At 71.2% G+C, this 20,472-nt stretch carries 17 protein-coding genes and 1 tRNA gene; 8 read left to right on the forward strand and 10 right to left on the reverse strand.

All coding sequences use genetic code 11. From position 1 onward, the window contains the following. Window positions 1–54 precede the first annotated feature (54 nt). Window positions 55–2,799: a phosphoribosyltransferase domain-containing protein gene (locus OG622_RS35015; RefSeq protein ID WP_371580637.1), complete on the forward strand. Its 2,745-nt coding sequence runs from the start codon at window positions 55–57 to the stop codon at window positions 2,797–2,799. Beyond that, on the forward strand, window positions 2,799–3,617 hold the full coding sequence (locus OG622_RS35020; protein ID WP_371580638.1) for an HAD family hydrolase: 819 nt from the start codon (window positions 2,799–2,801) through the stop codon (window positions 3,615–3,617). The genes OG622_RS35015 and OG622_RS35020 overlap by 1 nt, the downstream gene beginning before the upstream one ends. On the opposite strand, the gene OG622_RS35025 is transcribed toward OG622_RS35020, so the two are convergent. Both OG622_RS35025 and OG622_RS35030 read right to left on the reverse strand, forming a co-directional pair. Beyond that, window positions 3,538–4,371: a DedA family protein gene (locus OG622_RS35025; protein WP_371584313.1), complete on the reverse strand. Its 834-nt coding sequence runs from the start codon at window positions 4,369–4,371 to the stop codon at window positions 3,538–3,540. The genes OG622_RS35020 and OG622_RS35025 overlap by 80 nt on opposite strands. Window positions 4,372–4,539: 168 nt before the next feature. Beyond that, window positions 4,540–4,758, reverse strand: a complete 219-nt coding sequence (locus OG622_RS35030; RefSeq protein ID WP_371580639.1) for a zinc ribbon domain-containing protein — start codon at window positions 4,756–4,758, stop codon at window positions 4,540–4,542. 476 nt (window positions 4,759–5,234) lie between these two features. Here OG622_RS35030 and OG622_RS35035 point away from each other — a divergent pair, with 476 nt between their 5' ends. From OG622_RS35035 to OG622_RS35045, 3 genes are all read left to right on the forward strand, one after another. Continuing rightward, a complete protein-coding gene (locus OG622_RS35035; protein WP_371584314.1) occupies window positions 5,235–7,361 on the forward strand; it encodes a transglycosylase domain-containing protein in 2,127 nt (708 codons plus the stop codon). A gap of 47 nt (window positions 7,362–7,408) precedes the next feature. After that, window positions 7,409–8,692, forward strand: a complete 1,284-nt coding sequence (locus tag OG622_RS35040; RefSeq protein ID WP_371580640.1) for a hypothetical protein — start codon at window positions 7,409–7,411, stop codon at window positions 8,690–8,692. Window positions 8,693–8,808: 116 nt separating this feature from the next. After that, window positions 8,809–9,951, forward strand: coding sequence for an amidase domain-containing protein (locus OG622_RS35045; RefSeq protein WP_371580641.1), 1,143 nt, complete (start codon window positions 8,809–8,811; stop codon window positions 9,949–9,951). A gap of 28 nt (window positions 9,952–9,979) precedes the next feature. Here OG622_RS35045 and OG622_RS35050 read toward each other — a convergent pair whose 3' ends face one another. The 3 genes from OG622_RS35050 to OG622_RS35060 all read right to left on the reverse strand — a co-directional run bounded on the left by OG622_RS35050 (window position 9,980) and on the right by OG622_RS35060 (window position 13,382). Next, window positions 9,980–10,624: a DUF4383 domain-containing protein gene (locus OG622_RS35050; RefSeq protein ID WP_371580642.1), complete on the reverse strand. Its 645-nt coding sequence runs from the start codon at window positions 10,622–10,624 to the stop codon at window positions 9,980–9,982. Window positions 10,625–10,766: 142 nt separating this feature from the next. Continuing rightward, window positions 10,767–12,065 (reverse strand): hypothetical protein, encoded by a 1,299-nt coding sequence (locus OG622_RS35055; RefSeq protein WP_371584315.1) that lies wholly within the window; start codon window positions 12,063–12,065, stop codon window positions 10,767–10,769. Window positions 12,066–12,596: 531 nt separating this feature from the next. Then, on the reverse strand, window positions 12,597–13,382 hold the full coding sequence (locus tag OG622_RS35060) for a DUF4097 family beta strand repeat-containing protein (protein WP_371580643.1): 786 nt from the start codon (window positions 13,380–13,382) through the stop codon (window positions 12,597–12,599). 153 nt (window positions 13,383–13,535) lie between these two features. On the opposite strand from OG622_RS35060, the gene OG622_RS35065 reads away from it, so the two are divergent. Next, a tRNA-Val gene (locus OG622_RS35065) sits at window positions 13,536–13,607 on the forward strand. 42 nt (window positions 13,608–13,649) lie between these two features. Here the strand turns inward: OG622_RS35065 and OG622_RS35070 are convergent. Next, a complete protein-coding gene (locus tag OG622_RS35070; protein WP_371580644.1) occupies window positions 13,650–13,976 on the reverse strand; it encodes a hypothetical protein in 327 nt (108 codons plus the stop codon). A gap of 145 nt (window positions 13,977–14,121) precedes the next feature. Here OG622_RS35070 and OG622_RS35075 point away from each other — a divergent pair, with 145 nt between their 5' ends. Continuing rightward, window positions 14,122–15,042, forward strand: a complete 921-nt coding sequence (locus tag OG622_RS35075; RefSeq protein WP_371580645.1) for a LysR family transcriptional regulator — start codon at window positions 14,122–14,124, stop codon at window positions 15,040–15,042. Window positions 15,043–15,082: 40 nt separating this feature from the next. Here the strand turns inward: OG622_RS35075 and OG622_RS35080 are convergent, their stop codons facing one another. Continuing rightward, window positions 15,083–15,991, reverse strand: a complete 909-nt coding sequence (locus OG622_RS35080) for a ketopantoate reductase family protein (RefSeq protein ID WP_371580646.1) — start codon at window positions 15,989–15,991, stop codon at window positions 15,083–15,085. Between the two features lie 174 nt (window positions 15,992–16,165). Between OG622_RS35080 and OG622_RS35085 the strand changes: the two genes are divergently transcribed. Beyond that, on the forward strand, window positions 16,166–16,393 hold the full coding sequence (locus OG622_RS35085; RefSeq protein WP_005478730.1) for a DUF2277 domain-containing protein: 228 nt from the start codon (window positions 16,166–16,168) through the stop codon (window positions 16,391–16,393). 207 nt (window positions 16,394–16,600) lie between these two features. Here the strand turns inward: OG622_RS35085 and OG622_RS35090 are convergent, their stop codons facing one another. From OG622_RS35090 to OG622_RS35100, 3 genes are all read right to left on the reverse strand, one after another. After that, entirely contained in the window at window positions 16,601–17,212 is a 612-nt protein-coding gene (locus OG622_RS35090) for a DedA family protein (protein ID WP_371580647.1), read from the reverse strand. 271 nt (window positions 17,213–17,483) lie between these two features. Then, entirely contained in the window at window positions 17,484–17,939 is a 456-nt protein-coding gene (locus tag OG622_RS35095) for a DoxX family protein (RefSeq protein ID WP_371580648.1), read from the reverse strand. 57 nt (window positions 17,940–17,996) lie between these two features. Next, the gene (locus OG622_RS35100; RefSeq protein ID WP_371584316.1) at window positions 17,997–20,366 is read right to left on the reverse strand and encodes an FAD/NAD(P)-binding protein; all 2,370 of its coding nucleotides are present in this window, start codon (window positions 20,364–20,366) and stop codon (window positions 17,997–17,999) included. Between the last annotated feature and the right edge of the window lie 106 nt (window positions 20,367–20,472).

Here is a 20,472-nt window from a genome sequence, read left to right on the forward strand (position 1 = left end):
ACCTCCCGCCTTCCGACAGCCGTCCGCATTCACGTCGTACCGACTAAGGAATCGATGATCAACGCAGCGAACGACCCGACCGGCAGGTCCGGCGTGTCCGGCGCACCCGACCCCTCCGACGCCTCCGACCCGGTCTGGTCCGGGACCTGGGTCGGCGAACGGCTCGGGGTCGAACTGGTCGGGGACGCGGAGCTGAGCGGGCTGCTGGGGCTCGCGCTGCGGCGCAATCCCAAGCGGGCCCATCTGCTGGTGTCGAACGTCCTCGGCAAGCACGTGCCGCAGTCGCCGGCCGTCGTGCACGGGCACGGGTTCGCGCTGGGCCGCCGGGTGCGGGAGCTGCTGGGGGCGGCCGGGGCGCGGACCGCGGTCGTCCTCGGGTACGCCGAGACGGCCACCGGGCTCGGACACTCGGTCGCGGACGGCGTGGGCGAGGCGCCCTACCTCCACTCCACCCGGCGCCCGGTCGAGGGCGTCCACCAGGCGGGCGGCTTCGAGGAGTCCCACTCCCACGCGACGTCGCATCTGCTGCTGCCGGAGGACCCCAGGCTGCTCGCGGGGCGGGGGCCGCTGGTCCTCGTCGACGACGAGTTCTCCACCGGGAACACGGTCCTCAACACCATCCGCGCGCTGCACGAGCGGTATCCGCGCAGGCGGTACGTCGTCGTGGCGCTGGTCGACATGCGGTCGGCCGCCGACCAGGGACGGCTGGCCGAGTTCGCCCGGGAGATCGGGGCGCGGGTGGATCTGGTGGCCGCGGCGAAGGGGACCGTGCGGCTGCCGGAGGGTGTGCTGGAGAAGGGGCAGGCGCTCGTCGCGGAGTACGAGGCCGTTTCCACGGCGCCGGCCGGGAAGGGCGGGACTTCGCAGGTCACCCCCGTCGATCTGGGATGGCCGGCCGGGGTGCCCGACGGGGGGCGGCACGGCTTCACCCCCGCGCATCGCGCGCGGCTGGAGAGCGCGCTGCCCGCCATGGCCGCGCGACTCGCGGAGGCGCTGCCGCCGGGGGCCCGCCGTGTGCTCGTACTCGGCTTCGAGGAGCTGATGTACGCGCCGCTGGCGCTCGCGCGGGAGCTGGAGAAGATGGCGGCCGGGCTGGAGATACGGTTCTCCACCACCACGCGCTCACCCGTCCTCGCCGTCGACGACCCCGGCTACGCGATACGCAGCCGCATCGTCTTCCCCGCGCACGACGACCCCGCGGACGGGCCGGGGGAGCGGTACGCGTACAACGTGGCCGGCGGTGGCTTCGACGCGGTGGTCGCGGTCGTCGACTCGGTCGCGGACACGGCCGCGCTGCACGCCGCGGACGGCCTGCTGGCGACCCTCGCCGCGCACACACCGGACGTGCTGCTCGCCGTGGTGCCGTCGTACGTCCCGCCGACCGGGCACCGCCGGGCCGCGGCGTCCGGGCCCCGCGCCGCCGCGGCGGCATCAGGGAGCCGCCGGTTCGAGGCGACCGAGGCGAAGGAGGCGAGCGGACTCGCCCCGGCCACCACGGCCGAAGCGCGCGAACTCTCGCCCAGTGGGGCGAACGCCCCGGTCACTCCGGCCTCCGCCGGGCCACCGAGGCCGGTCACCCGCACCACCGACCCCCACGCGCAGACACCCCCCACCTCTCTTGTCACCGAAAGGCCCCCCATGCTCCCCGACCCCCTGCGCGGTCCCGACTTCTCCTCCTACGCGCCCGACGAGGTGGGGTGGCTGCTGAGGGACCTCTCGGAGGTGACGTTGGAGGCGCCGACCGAGGAGCGGGAGGAGGCCATCCAGAGTGGGGGCGCGCACTACGCGGAGTCCCTGCCGGTCGAGTACCAGCCGACCGAGCAGTACCAGGCCCTCTTCCACAGTGCTCTCGAAGCCTCCGCCGAGCGGATCGCGCTGGCCGTGGGGGTGGTGACCGAGACCGTGCTGGCCGAGCGGTCGGCACGGCGGCCCGTCCTCGTGTCGTTGGCGCGGGCCGGGACACCCGTGGGTGTGCTGATGCGCCGGTGGGCGCGGTACCGGCACGGGGTCGAGGTGCCGCACTACGCCGTGTCGATCGTGCGGGGGCGCGGTATCGACGCCAACGCGCTGCGGTGGCTGGCGGCCCATCACGACCCCGCCGACGTCGTGTTCGTCGACGGCTGGACCGGCAAGGGCGCGATCACCCGTGAACTCGCCGCCGCCATCGAGGAGTTCGAGGTGTCCGACGGGATCACGGGGTTCGACCCGGAGATCGCCGTGCTCGCCGACCCGGGGTCGTGCGTGCGGACGTACGGGACGCGGGAGGACTTCCTCATCCCGTCCGCCTGCCTCAACTCGACCGTCTCCGGGCTGATATCGCGGACCGTCCTGCGCTCGGATCTCGTCGGGCCCGACGACTTCCACGGGGCCAAGTTCTACCGGGAGCTGGCCGGGGTCGACGTGTCGGTGGGCTTCCTGGACGCCATAGCCGCGCGCTTCGCGGAGGTCGTGGATGCCGTGGACGCCCGTACGAAGGAACTGCTCGCCGCCGATCGCACGCCCACCTGGGAGGGCTGGGCGGCCGTCGAGCGGATCAGTGAGGAGTACGGGATCCACGACGTGAACCTGGTCAAGCCCGGTGTCGGGGAGACCACTCGAGTGCTGTTGCGCCGGGTACCGTGGAAGATCCTCGCGCGGGCCGGGGCGGGCGCGGATCTCGACCACGTACGTCTGCTCGCCGAACAGAGAGGGGTACCGGTGGAAGAGGTGGCCGAACTGCCGTACACATGTGTGGGGCTGATCCACCCGCAGTACACGCGGGGCGCGACCGGCGCCGACGGCAAGGCGGTGGCGGTCTGATGCCGGGTCCCAGGGTTCTTGTCGCGAGCGATCTCGACCGTACGCTCATCTACTCGGCCGCCGCGCTCGCGCTGACCATGCCGGACGCGCGGGCGCCCCGGCTGCTCACCGTCGAGGTGCACGAGAGCAGGCCGCTGTCGTACATGACGGAGACGGCCGCGCGGTTGCTCGCCGAGCTGGGGGACGCGGCGGTGTTCGTGCCGACGACGACCCGGACGCGCAAGCAGTACCAGCGGATCAGTCTGCCGGGGCCGGAGCCGAAGTACGCGATCTGCGCCAACGGCGGGCATCTGCTGGTGGACGGTGTCACGGATGTCGCCTGGCACGAGCGGGTCACCGCCCGGCTCGCGGACGAGTGCGCGCCGCTCGCCGAGGTGCGGGACCATCTGGAGGCCACGGCGGACCCGGCGTGGGTGCGCAAGCACCGGATCGCGGAGGATCTGTTCGTCTATCTCGTCGTCGAGCGCGAGCTGCTTCCCGAGGAGTGGGTGAAGTGTCTCGGGGTGTGGGCCGAGGAGCGGGGCTGGACCGTGTCCCTGCAGGGGCGCAAGATCTACGCCGTTCCGAAGCCGCTCACGAAGTCGGCGGCGATGCGGGAGGTCGCGCGGCGGACCGGGGTGGAGTTGACGTTGGCCGCGGGGGACTCCCTGCTCGACGCGGATCTGCTGCTCGCCGCGGACCGGGCCTGGCGGCCCGGGCACGGGGAGCTGGCGGACGAGGGGTTCGTGGGGCCCGCGGTCAGTGCCCTTCCTGAGCGGGGTGTGCTGGCGGGGGAGCGGATTCTGCGGGAGTTCCTGCGGGCCTCGCGGGAGCGTTGACCCGGGGGCGGGGTGACTGTGCCGGTCGGAGGGTGCGGGTGCGGTGCGTTTCGGGCTGCGGGTTCGTCGTGGCTTGTCGCGCCCGCGCGGCGGAGCCGCATGTGTCAGAGCCCCGCGCCCCTTGACGGTGGCTGCTGCGGTCCCTTTTCAGGAAGCGGACCAGTGTGAATGCCAGAACCGCCAGGGCTGCTCCTACTAGGACGATCTTCGAGTACGTCGAGGCGATCGCCGTCACCTCCGTCCAGTTGGCTCCCAGGAAGTAGCCGGCCAGGACGAAGGCCGTGTTCCACAGGGCGCTGCCCAGGGTGGTGAGCAGGGTGAAGACGGGCAGAGGCATGCGTTCCACGCCGGCCGGTACGGAGATCAGGCTGCGGAAGACGGGGATCATGCGGCCGAAGAAGATCGCCTTGGTGCCGTGCCTGAGGAACCAGGCCTCCGTCCTCTCGATGTCCGAGACCTTGACCAGGGGCAGCCTGGCGGCGATGGCGACCGTGCGGTCGCGGCCGAGGACGGCGCCGACGCCGTAGAGGGCGAGGGCGCCGACCACGGAGCCCGCGGTGGTCCACAGCAGCGCGGCCAGGAGGCTCATCTGCCCGGTGCTCGCGGCGAAACCGGCGAGGGGCAGGACGACCTCGCTGGGTATCGGCGGGAAGAGGTTCTCCAGCGCGACGGCGAGGCCCGCGCCCGGCGCGCCCAGCAGATCCATCAGACCGATGATCCACAGAGGCGCGCCGCTCATCGACTCCGCTTGCATGGCTGTCATGCGGGCACGCTAGGTGAGCCAAGCTGAAGAGAGCCTGAGGGAACCCTGAGGGGACGGTGAACGCCCGGGGTCAGGGTGAGAGACCGCTCAAAGTTTGTGGCCCGGCCGGGGGACCGGTGAACGTTCCCGGGCCGGTGGCCGTTGATCGAAGTGTGTTGATCAACCGCAGCAGCCGCCGCCGCAGCATCCGCCACCACCGCCCGCCCGGGGCGCGGGTGCCGACGCGGCGGCCGAGCCCCCGACGGCGACCGTCGACAGAAGTTTGACCGTGTCGGAGTGGCCGCCGGGGCAGTCCGCGGGGGCGGACGACTCGGCCATCGGGCGGCTCAGTTCGAAGGTGTCGCCGCAGGTCCGGCAGCGGTACTCGTAGCGAGGCATGGGCCCAGGCTAACCGGCGTTCGCGCGGCGGCAAGGGTCCTCCATAATGGCTGGTCGGTCACACTGGCCAAATTTTCACGCCACTGACAGAAGCAGTTGTGAAAGTGACTGATAATTTGTGGTCGCTGTGTGGAGGCCGGAAGGCTGGGGGAACAGGGGGCTCACGGCCGCGAGTGTGGCGGCTGTGGCCGTCCACACGGGCGATGCCAAGTGGGGAGGGGGGACAGTCTTGACCGCTGTCCTTTGTCGACCGGGAGTCACGTCTCCCGGTCGCATGGTTGCCGTGCGTGGGCGAAAGGTTGCCGCGCACCGCAGAATCGTTGCCGCGCATCGCTCGGGCCGCCCGTTCGAGGGAGCCCGCCGTGACTAGTGCGGGAAACGCGACCGGGTCCGAGTCCGAGGACGAGGGCCGCGCGCGCCGTCGACGTGCCCCGGCGCAGGAGCGGGCGGAGGAGGTACGGGAGTCCGACCTCACGATGCAGTTGAAGCTTCCCCCTGCCCCGGCGGACGAGACCATGCAGCTGCGGCTGCCCGAGCCGGGCATGTTCGAGAGCCCGCAGGAGCAGTCGAAGCCGGGGGGAAGGGGTCGGCGCAAGGCGCCCAGGCCGTCTGTTCTGGCCAGATTCACCGCCGTCGCCGGCTCGCGGCTGGCCCCTTTCGCCCCGTTCGCCAGCCGGCTGCGTCCGGAGTACCCGCGCCCGGGCCGCACCGACTGGCGGCGCTGGGTGCCGTCCTGGCGGCAGTCGCTGGGAGCCGTCGGTCTGGCCGTGGGCGCCAGCGGCATGTTGCTCACCGCCGCCTACGCCGCCACGGACATACCGGACGACCTCAACACCTTCGCGACCCAGCAGGACAATGTGTACTTCTGGTCCGACGGCACCCCCATGGCCCGTACCGGCTGGGTGCGGCGTCAGGCGATGCCGCTGAAGGACGTCCCCGAGGACGTGCGCTGGGCGGTTCTCGCGGCGGAGAACGCGAGCTTCTACTCCGACCCCGGCATCTCCGTCAGCGGCATCACCCGCGCCCTGGTGCGCACCGTGGGCGAGGGCGACACCCAGGGCGGCTCGACGATCACCCAGCAGTACGTCAAGAACGTCTACCTGTCCCAGGACCGCTCGCTCGGCCGCAAGTTCGACGAGGCGATGATCGCCCTCAAGCTCGACAACAAGATGAGCAAGGACAAGATCCTTGAGGGGTACCTCAACACCAGCTGGTTCGGGCGCGGCACCTACGGCATCCAGCGGGCGTCCCAGGCGTACTACGGCAAGGACGTCAGCGACCTGAACGTCAGCGAGGCCGCGGTCCTCGCCTCCCTCCTCAAGGGGGCGGGCCTCTACGACCCCTCCCTCGGCAAGGCCAACCACGAGCGGACGGTCGAACGCTGGGAGTGGATCCTGGACCGGATGGTGGACATCGGGAAACTGTCCAAGGCCGAGCGCGCCACGTACACGAAGTTCCCCGAGCCGATCCAACAGTCCAACCAGTACGACACCGGCAAGCAGAGCGACTACCTGGTGCGACTGGCCTCCCAGTACGCGAAGAAGGCCGCGAACGTCACCGACCAGGAGTTCGACCGGGGTGGCTACCAGATCTACACGACCTTCGACAAGGACCGGCAGACCGAGCTGACCGACGCCGTCACCAAGGCGCGCAAGGACGTGCGCAAGGACGATCCGAAGAAGGCGAAGAGCGCCCACTTCGGAGCCTCCTCGGTCGACGCCGACGGGCGGATCCTCGCCGTCTACGGCGGCCCCGACCACCGTAAACAGGGCTTCAACGAGTCGAACGCGACCACCGTCCCGTCCGGGTCGGCCTTCCTGCCGTTCGTCTACGCGGCCGGCCTGGAACACGGCGTCGTCAAGGAACGCGGCGGCGAGGCTACACCTGTAACCCCGGCGACGGTCTACGACGGCAACGACGCAGTCCCGGTGACCACCCCCGAGGGGCCATACTGGGACCGGGACGGCGATCAGGTCTCCGCCCACAACGACGGCAAGAAGTCCTGGGGCCCGATCACCCTGCACGACGCGCTCGCCGGATCGGTGAACACACCGTTCATGCAGCTCGGCATGGACACCGGGCTGGGCAGGGTGCGGGCCACCGCCGAGGCGGCCGGACTGCTCTCCTCCAGCCTCGGGGCCCAGGTGCCCGCACTGTCCGTGGGCAGCGCCACGCCCAGCGCGATCCGTATGGCCAGCGGCTACAGCACCTTCGCCGCCCAGGGCAGGCACACCGAGCCGTACTCCGTGCGGAAGGTGACCCACAACGGGTCCAAGGTCGCCCTGAACAACCCGAAGCCGAAGCGCGCGGTGGGCGCCGAGGTGGCTGCCGAGGTCACCTCGGCCCTCACGGACGCCTACCGTGCCGACCACCCCACCTCGCCAGGCGCCGCCTCCTTCGAGGTGGCCGCCAAGGGCGGAACCACACAGAACGACAAGGCCGCCTGGTACGTCGGAACGGCGAAGGACGTGTCGACCGCCGTCGTCGTCTACCGCATCGACCTCGCCAAGAGCCTGGAGCCGCTACGGCTCGACGGGATCGCCGGAACGCCCAACGCCGGAATCCCCTACGACATCTGGTCCAGTGCGATGAGTATCGGCTGACCACCGATGAGCACCCGGACCCGCCACCCTCGCAGAATGAGCCGTACATGAACCCTGCCAGCAAGCCGCACAAGGGCCACCGTCGCAAGGCGCGCCCGCCGCGCCGCACCACGCGCCCGCAGTTCCTGACGGTGGCCGCGCTCCTCGTGCTCGCCTCGCTGGTCGGCGGCTACATGGTGCTGAACCGTTCGGTCGGCACCACGCCGACCGCCTCGTCGGCCGGCAGTGGGAACAAGTCCACGAAGAACTCGGAACCGCAGTGGGACGGCAAGACCAAGGTCATCGGGGACGGCTCGACCTCCTACACCGGCCCGCAGAAGGGGCGCCTGAAGGCCGTACCGCTCAAGAAGGGTGAGAAGCCCCCGCAGTTCGTCGTCTTCTCCTGGGACGGCGCGCTCGCCGGCGACGACAACCTGTTCCAGCACTACCAGGAACTGGCGAAGAAGTACGACGCCCACATGACGTTCTTCCTCACCGGCATCTACCTGCTGCCCAAGGAGAAGCGGGACCTCTACAGCCCGCCCCAGCACGACAAGGGCGCCGCGGCGATCAGCTATCCCACCGACGAGCACATCCGCACCACGCTGGACCAGCTCGGCAAGGCGTGGGAAGAGGGCAACGAGATAGGCACCCACTTCAACGGCCACTTCTGCGGGCCGAAGGGCGGCGGTGACTGGAGCGTCGCGGAGTGGAAGCAGGAGATCAAGGAGTTCAACAACTTCGTCGCCAACTGGAAGACCAACACCGGCGATACCGACCTCGACCCGCTGCCCTTCAGCATCGACGCCATCAAGGGCGGACGCGCCCCCTGCCTGGAGGGTCAGGACAACCTGCTGAAGGCGATCAAGGACTTCGGCTACCGCTACGACGCCAGCTCACCGGGCGCGTACCAGGTGTGGCCCGGCAAGAAGAACGGCGTCTGGGACTTCCCGCTGCAGATGCTCCCGTACAACGACGAGTACCAGGCGCTGTCGATGGACTTCAACTTCCTCTACAACCAGTCCGACGGCCAGACCCAGGGCGACCCGGCCAAGTTCCCGGCCTGGCAGCAGGAGACCATCGACACCTACATGGCCGGCTTCAACCGCGTGTACTACGGCAGCCGGGCACCCCTGCTCATCGGCAACCACTTCGAGCAGTGGAACGGCGGCATCTACATGAACGCCGTCGACGAGGTCATCAAGAACGTGTGCGTGAAGAAGGACGTGAAGTGCGTGTCCTTCGACGAACTGGCCGACTGGATGGACGTCCAGACACCGGAGACCCTGGCGAACCTGCGCGGACTCGACCCGGCCCAGGCACCGGCCGACTGGGCGTCGGTCGTGAAATAGGCGCACAGATACCCATGTTGCGTACTTGTTATTCCCCCTGACTTCTCTCTACTTGAGGAGGTCATGTAAAGATTCGTCTCTCGGGTAAGACCAACCCGGGGTCAAGGAGATTCCCAGTGAGATCAAGGACGTTGAGCCTCGCAGGCTCGACACTCACGGCAGCCGTGCTGGCCTCCGCACTGCTGCCCGTCGCCGCCGCGAACGCCGCCGCGTCGACGCCCAAGGTCACGAGCGCCACCAAGGACGCCTTCGGTCGCGTCGCGGACAACGTGCTCACCGACCGCACGGCCGTCCTGCTCGGCAGCAAGGCCGCCCGCAAGTCGCTGACGCCCACCGGCGGCGTCAAGCTGTCCTCCGGCCAGAAGAAGGCCGAGGACGGCAAGCTGAGCGCCCTGAAGGGCACCAAGTCCCGCCTGGCCGACCTGGGTGAGGCCTACACCTCGGCCGACACCAAGGTCACTGTCGACAGTGCCAAGGTCAAGGGCCAGAAGGCCACGGTCAAGGTCACCGAGACCACGACCCTCAAGTACAAGAAGATACGTGGCGACGAGCCCGCCTCCACGGGCTTCGACGCGCACCACGTGCTGACCTTCGCCGCGCAGGCGGACGGCACCTGGCAGCTGACCGCGATGCGCTCCACGGACGGCGGCGCCCCTCGCATCAACGAGCCCGCGGCCCCGGCGGCGGACGCCAAACTGAGCCGCACGCCGATGGCCATCATCAGCGCGCCCAAGGCGGCCACCACGCCCAACCCGGTGGCCAAGCCGAAGACGCTCACGGGCGGCGCGTACAACTACAACGCGATGGCGACGTACACCGAGAAGTACTGGAAGAACTACAACTCGGCGTACCGCAAGTACAACTCGGCGGGCGGTGACTGCACCAACTACCTCAGCCAGGGTCTCCTGGCGGGTGGCTGGAAGCAGATCTCCACGGTGACGCCAGAGGAGTACGACACCTGGTACTACGCGTCGAACGGTACGGCCGACGCCTGGATCGGCGTCAACGAGTGGTCCTGGTTCACCCAGACCGCCAAGCGGACCACCGCGCTCGCGAACGTCTACCAGATGGACATCGGCGACGTGCTGCAGGTCGACTTCAACAAGGACGGCGTCAAGGACCACTCCATGATGACGACCTACCGCAGCTCCAGCGGTGTCCCGTACCTGACCTACCACGACGCGGACACCTACCGCCGTTCGGTCGCGAGCATCATCGCCTCGTACCCGAGCGCGAACTACTACGCGTACCGCACCTGATCCCCGGGCTCTTGGGCCCGACCAGGTGTCAGCCGGCGCCCTTCCCGTCCGTCCCGGATCCCGATCCGGATTCCGGTTGGGGGAGGGCGTCGGCCCGTTCCAGCTTCGCCATCCCCACACCGGCCTTGCGCCGCGTCTCGCGCTCCGACTCCTGCGGGTGGCGGGATCGCCAGTACGGGTTGTCGTGCGGCAGCGCGGTACCGACTCTGCCGTACATCCCGAACGTCATCAGCAGGATGCCGACGACAAAGCTGAACAGGACGTTCTCGATGCGGAACGCCAGGAAGTTGGAGTCGGTGTCCAGCAGGGCCATGTTGGCGAAGCCGCTCAGGATGAACAGGACGCCCAGTGTCATGTTCAGCGTGGAGGCGAAGTTGCCGCCGATCGCTGCGCCGACGAGCAGCAGCACGCCCACGGCGATCGACAGGACGCTCAGCGTGCCGTTGGTGTTCAGCCCCACGACCTCGTCGCCGTGGGTGTCGAACCAGCCCACCTTGTCGACGAGGCCCAGGATGCCGAAGACGAGCAGGAACAGACCCATCAGGCCCGCCCCGAACCGGTAGACCCTGCTGAGACGGTGGTCGACCGGCAGGTGTTCGTCGATCCTGATCCGCCGCCGGGGACTCCCTTGCCGGCCCTTCGGACGCACCGTGTGCGTGGCGTGCGTGGCCATGTCCGCCTCCCATCGGGTGTGAGCGGAGGCCTGCGTACCCCTTCAGCATCCGCCGGGGGGCTCCACCGGGCAACCCAGTGACCCCGGGGGGCCCGGCCGGGCACCTCTGGCCCGCGACCCCGGCCCGGGAGGGGCGGGCGCCTCAGGTGGCGCCCGCGCCGCGCTCCTTGCGGATCAGGTCGACCACACGGGCCACGTTCTGCCGTACGGCCTCGGTCTCGGTCAGGAAATGCCAGTAGTCGGGGTGGCGCCCCTCCAGTGCGGCGATCGCGCGGTCCAGACGGCCCACCGAGTCGTCCAGCGGGCGGGCGTGGCGCGGGTCGGGGGTGGAGCGGCCGGTCATGGCCAGGCGCTGGGCGTCCCGGAGGGCGAACCGGGTCCGGTCGATCTCCTGCTGGGGGTCCTTCTGCACGGCGTTCAGCCGACGCAGCCGGTCGCCGGCCGCCGAGACCTCCTCGTCGGTGTGGTTCAGCAGCGCGCGTGCGGTCGACAGCAGCGAGGTCGCGTCCGGCCAGCGCTGGGCGTCCCGCGCGGCCCGCGCCTCGCGCAGCTTCAGCTGGGCCTGCTCGACGTCCCGCGCGGCCTGGTCCGGCACCTGCTGGAGATCCTGCCAGCAGGCCGCCACGAACCGCCGCCGCAGCTCGCTCAGCACCTGCGGCACCTGCCCCGCCCGGGTGCCCAGCGCCTCCGCGCGGGTGCGCAGCGACACCAGCCGGTGGTCGATCTCGGCGGCCTTCTCCGGCAGCCGCTCGGCCTCCGCCCGCACCGCCTCCGCCTCACGCACGACCCGGTCGGCCCGCTCCAGCGTCTCCCGTACGCCGTGCTGACCCGCCCCCTGGTTCAGCTTGGTCAGCTCGGGCGCCAGGGCCGCGAGCCGGGCGGCGAGGTCGTCGGCCTTCAGCTGCGAACCCCGTACGGCGTCCAGGGCGTTGGAGGCTGCGAGCAGGCCCTGCCGGGCGCGCTCCACCGCCGGGACCAGCCGGGCCAACTGGGTCTCGGCCGTGCCGAGCAGCGGTTCGAGCCCCTGGGCGAACCGGTCCAGCTCCTGCTTGACCCGCCCCAGCTCGTCCTTGGCGGCGGTCAGCTCGGTCCGGGCGCGGGCGGCGACGGAGGCCTCCAGGTCGTCCCGGTCCAGGTCGTGGGCGTCGACGGCGTTGATGTACTGGTGGCTGGCCTCGTCGATCCGCCGTCCCAGCGCCTCGAAGCCGTCGGCCGCCCGGCGGGCGCCGGGGGAGTCGTCCACCGCCGTGATCGTCTCTATCGAGATCCGCAGGTCGCGCTGCGCGGTGTCCAGCTCGTAGAACGCGGCGGCCGCCGCGTCCTTCGCGGCCTGTGCCTCGGCCCGCTGCCCCTCCGCCCGCCCCCCGAACCACCGCCGGGTCCCGCCTCCGGCGAAGGCGGCGGGCAGCACCAGCACGGCGAGCAGAGGCAGGGCGAGCAGGACGACCGCGTCCCGACCGGCGGAACGACGAAGGGGCCGCCGGGCTCTGCGGGGCCGGGGAGCGGGGTTCCGGAGCCGAGGTGCGGGGCTGTCGGGCGGCTGCGGCGCGCGGCTGTCGGGCGGATGTGGCGCCGGGCTGCCCGACGGCCGCGTGGCAGGACCGCCCGCCGGCCGTGGTGCCGAGGTGTCCGATGACCACGGCCCGAGGCCGCCAGAGGGCCGGGAACCAGGGGCTCCGAGGCTGCCCGGCGCTGGTGGTGCGGGGTTCTCCGTCGGCCGCGGCACGAGACCGCCCGAGGGCAGCGACCCGGGAGGCCCGAGGCTGTCCGGCGGTCGTGGCGTGGGCTCGTCGGCTGGTCGTGGTGCACGGCTGTGGGGTTGTCGTGCGCTCGGCACCATCGGTGTGTACGGCTCTGCAGGTGTCGCCGTCACTTCCCTCTCCCGTGCTGTCATCCACCCTGACCGGTGCCATTCTCCCACCGGTCAAGGACGAAAACACGGGGCGATCGGTTCGAGCTTCCCGGACGGTTCTCAGTCCAGGTTCCGTACCTTCACCGAGCCGTCCTCGGTGTGGGCGGTCACCACATGGGAGCTGTCCTCGTCACGGGGCACCGACACCTCCACGGAACCGTCCTCGCTGCCGGTCTCCACCCGGTACGACGTGTCACGCGGCAGCCCGATGCTGATCGAGCCGTCGTCGCTGCGGGACTCCACCAGGTCCGGTACGACGCCGAGTTCGAGCTTGACCGAACCGTCCTTCGTGCTCACCCTGACGCTCCGCGACTCGACCCCGAGCGCCCGCACCGAACCGTCGTCGGTGTGCAGCTCCAGCGGCCCGGTGGAGTCACTGACCCGCACCCCACCATCGGCCGAACGGACCTCCAGCGGCTCCGCGAAGCCCTTCGCGGTCACACTCCCGTCGTCGCTCCGCACGGCGACGGCTACCCCGCGCGGCACCTCGATGCGGTGCTTGGCCGCGCAGTCGGCGACCATGCCCGAGCACTCCAGCCGCAGCTTCAGCCGGTCGTCCTTCATCTCCCACGTCACCCGGGGAGTCCCGCCGACCATGACCCGCCCCTCGAACCACCGGGTCACCTCGACCTCGTCCACGTCCGCCGAGACCAGTTCGAGTGCGGAGTCGTCCGAGTCGACCGTGAGCGTCCGGCCCTCCAGGGCGAAGCTCCGGTGCTCGGGGTCCCGGTCCTCCCCGGCGTCCGCCCCGCACGCGGCGACGGACGCCATGAGCGCGACGGCGAGGCCGGCGACGGCCACCGCTCCCATGCGTGACCTGCGAGCCGTACGAGCCGTGCGTGCCATGGCGATCTCCCCTGTCGTCCGTTGTGCTCCGACCGTACGGAGCCGGCGTCTTGAGGGGGATCCGGGCCGCTCCCGGAACAGGGGTGGGGATAACCCCCGACTATCGGTTTGCCGGGCACTCCCTCGCGCGATGTAGGCTGTCGACTCGTACTCGGGCGTGTAGCTCAGGGGTAGAGCGCCTGCCTTACAAGCAGGATGTCGGCGGTTCGAAACCGTCCATGCCCACCGAGACGAAGACCCCGGCCGATCACGGCCGGGGTTTTCGCGTCAGGAGTCCCGGGTGTGTTTCAGGCGGGTGCGGGCCTCGACCTTCTCCTCGGTGGCGAGCTCCGCCCAGAAGCGGTGGCAGCTCACGAACACCGCCAGTTCCCGCTCGCGCTCCCGGAGCTTCTCCACCTCTGCCTGCTCGTCGGGGGTCCAGCCCGGGGAGGCGGGGCGCTCGACCTTCCGCCAGCCGTAGTCGTCGCTGAAGGCGTCCAGGGGTTCGACCGACCAGGGCAGTCGCTTCAGCAGCTCCAGGAGCTCGGCCCGGACCTGATGCAGCTCCTCCTGACCGGCGAGGAGGTCACTGGGAAAGTCATAGGTCTTGGCCACCCGGCAATGGTACGCCTGTTCGAATTTGGGATGCGAGTTCCTTCTGTCACTTCGGGCGCCGCTTCATTCGAATGGGCGGATGAGGGGAAGGGGGACCTTGAGGGAGTGGCTCTTACCCAAGCTGCACCTTGGGTATCGTCGCTCCATGACCCTCGACGATCTCCGTGTCTTCGTCGCCGTCTGCCGGGCCGGGAGCCTCAGCGCGGTGGCCCGTGAGCTGGGCTGCACCCAGTCGGCGGTGAGCCAGCACGTGCGGCGGCTGGAGCGGGAGGTCGGCGTCGGGCTGGTGGAGCGGCAGGCCCGCGGGGTCGTGCCCACCCGGGCCGGGCGGGTGCTCCAGGAAGCGGCGGCCGACGGCATCACCGGGCTGGACCTCGCACTGCGCCGCCTGGCCGATCTGGTGCGCGGCGACGGCGGTGTCGTACGGATCGCGACCGGCGGCACGACCGTGCGGCACTTCATGGCGCAGGGCATCGTCGACTTCCGGCGCTCCTACCCGGACGTGGGCCTGGAGTTCCAGACCGTGCGGTCGAGCGCCCGATGCCGTGACGCGCTGGCCGACCCGTTCCGGGACCTCGACCTGTCGTGGGTGACCCTCGGGCCCGCCGTACGCGGCATCGAGCAGCGGGCCGTGGCGGAACTGCCCTGGGTGCTCGCCGTGCGCGCCGATGACCAACTCGCCGGACGGGAGCGGGTGGAGGGCGGCGAACTGGACGGGATGCGGCTCATCGGACTGCCGGAGAACTCCACCTCGTACGCCCATCTCGCCGCCGCCTACCGCGAGTTGGGCATCACCGTCAGTCCCTCCGGCGCCGGTGTCGCCGACTGGGACACCGCGATCCTTCTCGCCGAGCTCGGCGTCGGTCACGCCGTTGTTCCCGCGCTCCCGGGCTGGACCGGCCCCGGCCACCCCGGGCTGCGTTTCCTTCCGGTCCCCGATCTGCCCCCGCTCACCGTCGGATGGGCCGTACGGCGCTGGGAGGCGCTGTCACCACCGGCCCGCGCCTTCGCCGACACGGTGGCCCGGCACGCGGTGCGGGCGGGGGGCGGGGTGCGGGCGGTCTAGGAGCCCGGGCCCCGGACCTCGACCGGGGCCGGGTACTCGTTCAGCGGCCCGCTGCCCGCAGTTCCGCCACCACCTCGGTCGCCACGGGGGCCGGGACGCCGTGCCGCTCGGCCGCGCGGAGCAACGCGCCGCCGATCGCGTCCAGTTCGAGGGGGCGGCCGGCCTCCGCGTCGCGTTGCATGGAGGACCTGGTGGTGGGCGGGAAGGCGTCGTAGCGGCGAAGGGCCTCGGCCGGGTCCACGGGGGCGCCGACGGCCGCGCTGACGGCCGCCGTCTCCTCGACCAGGGCGGTCAGTTGCCCACGGTGCCGCGTGCGGATCTCGCCGAGGGGCAGGCCGTGGAGGGTTGTCAGCAGGGCGAACGGGGCCAGGAACGACATCTTCGCCCACAGCACCGCCGTCTCGTCCGGCAGGACCCGGGTGCCCACGCCGGACCATTCCAGGGCCCCGGCGAGGGAGTTGAGGCGGCCCCGAGCGACCGTGTCGCCGGTCAGGTCGACCTCGGCGAAGGGGCTGGCGTGTTCGATGACACCCGGGGCCACCCGGGTCGACTCGACGCGGATGGTGGCGGGGGCGACGGGGACGGCGCCGCCGTAATGGGCGCGGAGAATCGCCGGGTGCTCGACGCCGTTCAGGAACGGTACGACCAGGGTGTCGGGGCCCAGGGCCGACGCCGGGAGCCGGTCCAGGGCGGTCGTCAGGGTGGTGTGCTTCACCGCGATCATGGCCGCGTCGACCGGTTCGCGGAGTTCCGACGCGGTCTCCACGCGGGCGGTGAACTCGCCGAAGCGGGCGCTTCTGACCGAGATGCCGTCCTTCTCCAGAGCCTGTGCGGTCGCCTCCCCGGCCAGGCAGATCACCCGGTTTCCGGCGCGGGCCAGCAGCGCCGCGAGCAGGCCGCCCACGCCGCCGGGGCCCAGTACCGCCACCGTGAGCCGTTCGTTCGTCATGGTCCCCTCGTTCCTGCCGGGCGGGTCGAGCCGGGCTCGGTGATGATCACGCGACGTGGAGAGTGAAGTCAATCCTCGGGGAAACTTGCTGATACCCAAGGGAGCGCTTGGGAGGGGTGGTGACCTGCGGTTGTCGCCCTGGGGTTGTGCGGGTGTACGCGCGAGACTGGGTGCATGTGCCGCAGCATCAAGACCCTTCGACCGCCCGTCCTGCCCGAGGAGGCCACCGAGGACGACATCCGTGCCGCCGCCCTTCAGTACGTCCGCAAGGTCTCCGGGTTCCGTGCGCCCGCCGCCCACAATCGTGAGGTCTTCGACCACGCGGTGGAGGTGATCGCGGCGGCCACGGCGGAGTTGTTGGACGGCTTGGAGGTGAGGGGCGCCCCTCGGCGGGCCGGGTAGCTTCCTCGCCCCCGCCGCCCCTACCCGTCCCGTCCCGTCCCGTCCCAGGGGCGCTGCCCCTTCGACCCCGTGGGGTGGGTTCTTCGGGTGCGGGTGGGTGGGGGCTGGTCGCGCGGTTCCCCGCGCCCCTGAAAGCAGGGCTGCGCCCCGTGCTTTTCGGCCCGCAGGGCCGGTCTTTGTCTTTCAGGGGGGCGCGGGGGAACCGCGTCAGTCAGCGGTGCGACGGGCGCGCATGAAGTACGCCGCCGCCGCGCCCGCTCCGAAGAGGGCCGCGAAGGACACCGCCGTCGCGAGCCAGGTTGGGCCGAGCCACTGGGCGCCGAGATAGCCGAGGGCGACGCTGTAGGCGGCCCAGGCGAGGCCGGCGACGGCGGACCACGGGAGGAAGTCGCGGGCGCGATGGCGGGCGGCGCCGGCCCCGAGAGAGACGACGGAACGGCCCGCGGGGGCGAAGCGGGCGACGACCACCAGCAGGCCGCCACCCCGGGCGAGCGCGGCGCCGAGACGTTCCTGCGCGGTCGTCAGGCGTCGGGAGCGGGCGATGGCACGGTCGAGCCGGGCACTGCCCCGCCAGGCAAGGCGGTAGGCCACCAGGTCGCCGAGCACGGACGCGGTCGCCGCCGAGAGCATCAGCACCAGGATGTCGGGGACCTCGCGGGCCATCGCCCCCGCCGCCGTCTCGGCCGCGGCCGCCGTGGCCACCGCGACGACCAGGACACCGCTCGGGAGGACCGGCAGGAACACGTCCAGCACGATGGACGCGCCCACGACCGCGTAGATCCATGGGCCGGCGGCCAGCCAACCCAGACTCTCAAGCACCGCGCACTCTCCTGTTTTCCCCCGTCGTCACGGCGACCCGTGACAGCCGAACAGCGTACGCCCCGGGTGTGACAGAAGGCTCACAGGGGCTCATGTGTCGGTCACGCCGTGTTCATTCGGGGAGTGCGGCGGCAGTGTTGCGGCGGTGCGCCGATAGTTCGGCGACCGGTTCGGCGATCGGTTCGGCGACCGGTTTCGGGGGCGGGTGAGGCCGCCGGGGGTGAGTGACACCCCCGGCGGCCCCGTTCGTGCCGGTAGTGACCGGGGTGGGTCAGGCCGTCACGGGGGCCTTGCTCGTGGCGGTCTTGCCCGGGGACGAGGCATGGCGCTTGGCGAGGAGTTGGTCGAGGCCGAGGGCGCCCGAGCCGGTGAAGATCAGGAGGAACATGGCCCAGCAGTAGAAGGCCGCGGCCTCCCCGCCGTTCTCGACCGGCCACAGGGCCTGTGGCTGGTGGACCTTGAAGTACGCGTACGCCATGGCGCCCGAGGCGATGAACGCCGCACCGCGGGTGCCGAGGCCGAGGAGGACCAGGGCGCCGCCGACAAGTTGGATGACGGCCGCGTACCAGCCGGGCCAGGTGCCTGCGGAGGCGGTGGCGCCCTGTCCGTCCACGCCGCCCAGGACGCCGAAGAGGGTCTTGGCGCCGTGGCAGGTGAAGAGCAGGCCGATGACGATGCGGAACAGTCCGAGGGCATATGGCTGGGCGCTGTTGAGGCGTCCGGTCATGGTGGGGGACTCCTTCGGTAGTGACCCGGTCCTTGTGGGGACCGATGGGGATGGTTATTACCGTTGAGTCACCCACGGTAGGCAGGCCCCATCGATGCTTTCAAGTTCAACATCTGGCCAGCTCTTCACCGGTACTTGGGGAGCTTCCGCTGGTGTCGTCGCACGTAGAACGGCTCGCGCCACAGCATCCGCATCCGAAAGTGTGACCGAATCCACCCCTGGCCGGGCACCCGCCGCGGTCACCCAGTGCACGCCCTCCGTGGGCACACCGAACGCGAACCGCCTTGTGTGCGCGACACCTTGACGGTCAATCAGAAAATAGGGGCGAGGCGTCACGTCCAGTCCGCCCGTCTCGTAGCCGTCCACCCGGTGCGGGCGGCACCCTCCGGTCCTCAGCAGTCCGGCGAGCAGATCGTCGGCGGTCCTGCGCAGGTCCGGCTCGGGGAGGCGGGCCTCGACGACCGTCGTCACCCGGACCGCCGACCCCGGCACGTCGGGCGAGCGGGCCAGCCAGGCCTCGCCCTCCGGCCGCACCTCAAGTCGCGGGCCGAGCACGGTCAGTACGCCCGCCTCGATCAGCGCGGACATCTCCTCGATCCGGCGGCGCGGCGGGCCGATCGACAGGAACGCGTTCAACGGCGTGTACCAGCGGTCCAGATGCTCCCGGCGCGAGCCGCCCGCCAGCCCGCCGTGGTCCACGATCAGCCGCAACTCGTTCCGCAGGTCCCGCAGCACGTCCAGCGCGGCCTTCACCGGCCCCACGACGTTCCCGAGCGCCGCCTGCGCCGCGTCCTCCCGCAGATACCCCAGCAGCCACCCGCGCCACTCCTCCGCGTCCGCGAACTCCCGCCCCGCGTACGGCCACGAGACCCGGCCCCACGACCACCGGTCCGCCTCCGCGACCCCGAACTCGTCGAGGACGGCGACCTCTTGGAGGGAACGGTGGGGGGCGGCGAGAAAGCGGTCCCGGAAGGGGGTGGAGGGGCGGAAAGGGGTGGGGAAGAGGTCGTGGGAGGCGTTGCCGAAGGGTGCGTTGTCGAGGGGGGCGCCGCCGAAGAGGTCGCACGACGGGACCCGAAACGGGCCGTACGGTGAACCGCCACGCGCGGTGCCCGGCGAGCCGCCGGGTGAAGCGCTTGGGTAGCCGCCGCGCGAAACGGGCCGGGAGCCGCCGCGAGAGCCGCATCGGGCGTCGTGACACGTCGTCGTAGCCGTCGCCTTGATCGTCGTGGAAGCCGTCATGGAAGCCGTCGTCGGTGCCCTCAACACTCCCTCGTAGTAGACCGTTTCGACCTCCTTCGCCACCAACGGCCATATCTCCGTCAGGAAGTCGGGCGCCTCGCCGGAGTCCGCGCGTTTGCGGAAGGCCGCGATGACCTCGGAGGTCAGGACGACAGGGCTGTGGCGGCCGTAGGGGCCCTTGGCGTTGTCGCCGCGTGCCTGGTACGGGACACCGCGCCGGGAACCGGCGTACAGACGTGGCTCGTGGCCGGAGGGGACGTACCGCAGGCCTCCCTGCGCGCCCTCCGTGTGGCTGTCCTTCTCGTCGCCGTCGCGGACGAAGCGGCCGCCCCGGCCGGTGGTCAGCAAGGCCATGTGGTCGAAGAAGTTGAGGCCGAGGCCGCGCAGGAGGACGGGTTCGCCCGGGGCTACGGGGGAGAGGTCGAGGTCGGCCGGGTTGGCGGGCGGGAAGTGGCGCAGGCCGTGCCGGGTGGCGTACGCGGCCAGACCCCGTTCGGCCCGGTCCGGGACGGTGGGCAGGTGCCCCTGGGTGAGGACCACGGCGGCGAGGCCGGTGAGCACACGGCCGGTGGCGAGTGTGAGCCGCTGGCCGCCGTCGGGCGCGTCATCGGGTGCGTCGTCGAGGCGGACCGCGCGGGTGCGGTGCACCTCGACCCGGATCCCGGGCGGCGCGCCGCGCACCACCTCGGCGAAGACCCACTCCAGATAGCGGCCGTACTGGGCCCGGGTCGGATAGTCGTCAGGCCCCAACCCGCCCGCCCCGCCCAACTCGCCCGCCCCGCCCGACCTGCCCACTTCGCCCGCCCCGCCCCACTCGCCCGGCCGGTCCGATCCGTCCGTCTCCCCCTTCCCGCCGGTCGCCCACTCGTACAGGCTCGGTCCCGGGCGTATCGGGCCCGAGCAGTCCACGCTGTCGTCGGTGAAGAGGGTGACCTGGGAGGCCACCGTGTTCATCAGCAGGTGGGGGGACTGGGTGGTGCGCCAGACCTGGCCGGGGCCCGGCGGCGCGGGGTCGACGACGTGGACCGTCAGGCGGGTGCCGGGGCGGAGCAGTTCGGGGGCGGAGGCGCAGAGGCGTTCCAGGACGCTGGTGCCGCGCGGGCCGGCGCCGACGAGTGCGATGCCGATGTCACTGATCCCTGGAAAATCAGACAAAGGGGTAACTCCCGTGCGTGTGGGGCGCATCGTGAGGCGCGGGTGCGGCGGACCGCCCGCCGAGAAGCGGACGGTCCGCCTCATCATGCCGCCGTCCGTCACGGGAACAGAGCTCTGAAACCCCGCAGGTGCGCCA

It is taken from the genome of Streptomyces sp. NBC_01314 (assembly GCF_041435215.1).
In the GTDB taxonomy this organism is placed as follows: Bacteria; Actinomycetota; Actinomycetes; order Streptomycetales; family Streptomycetaceae; genus Streptomyces.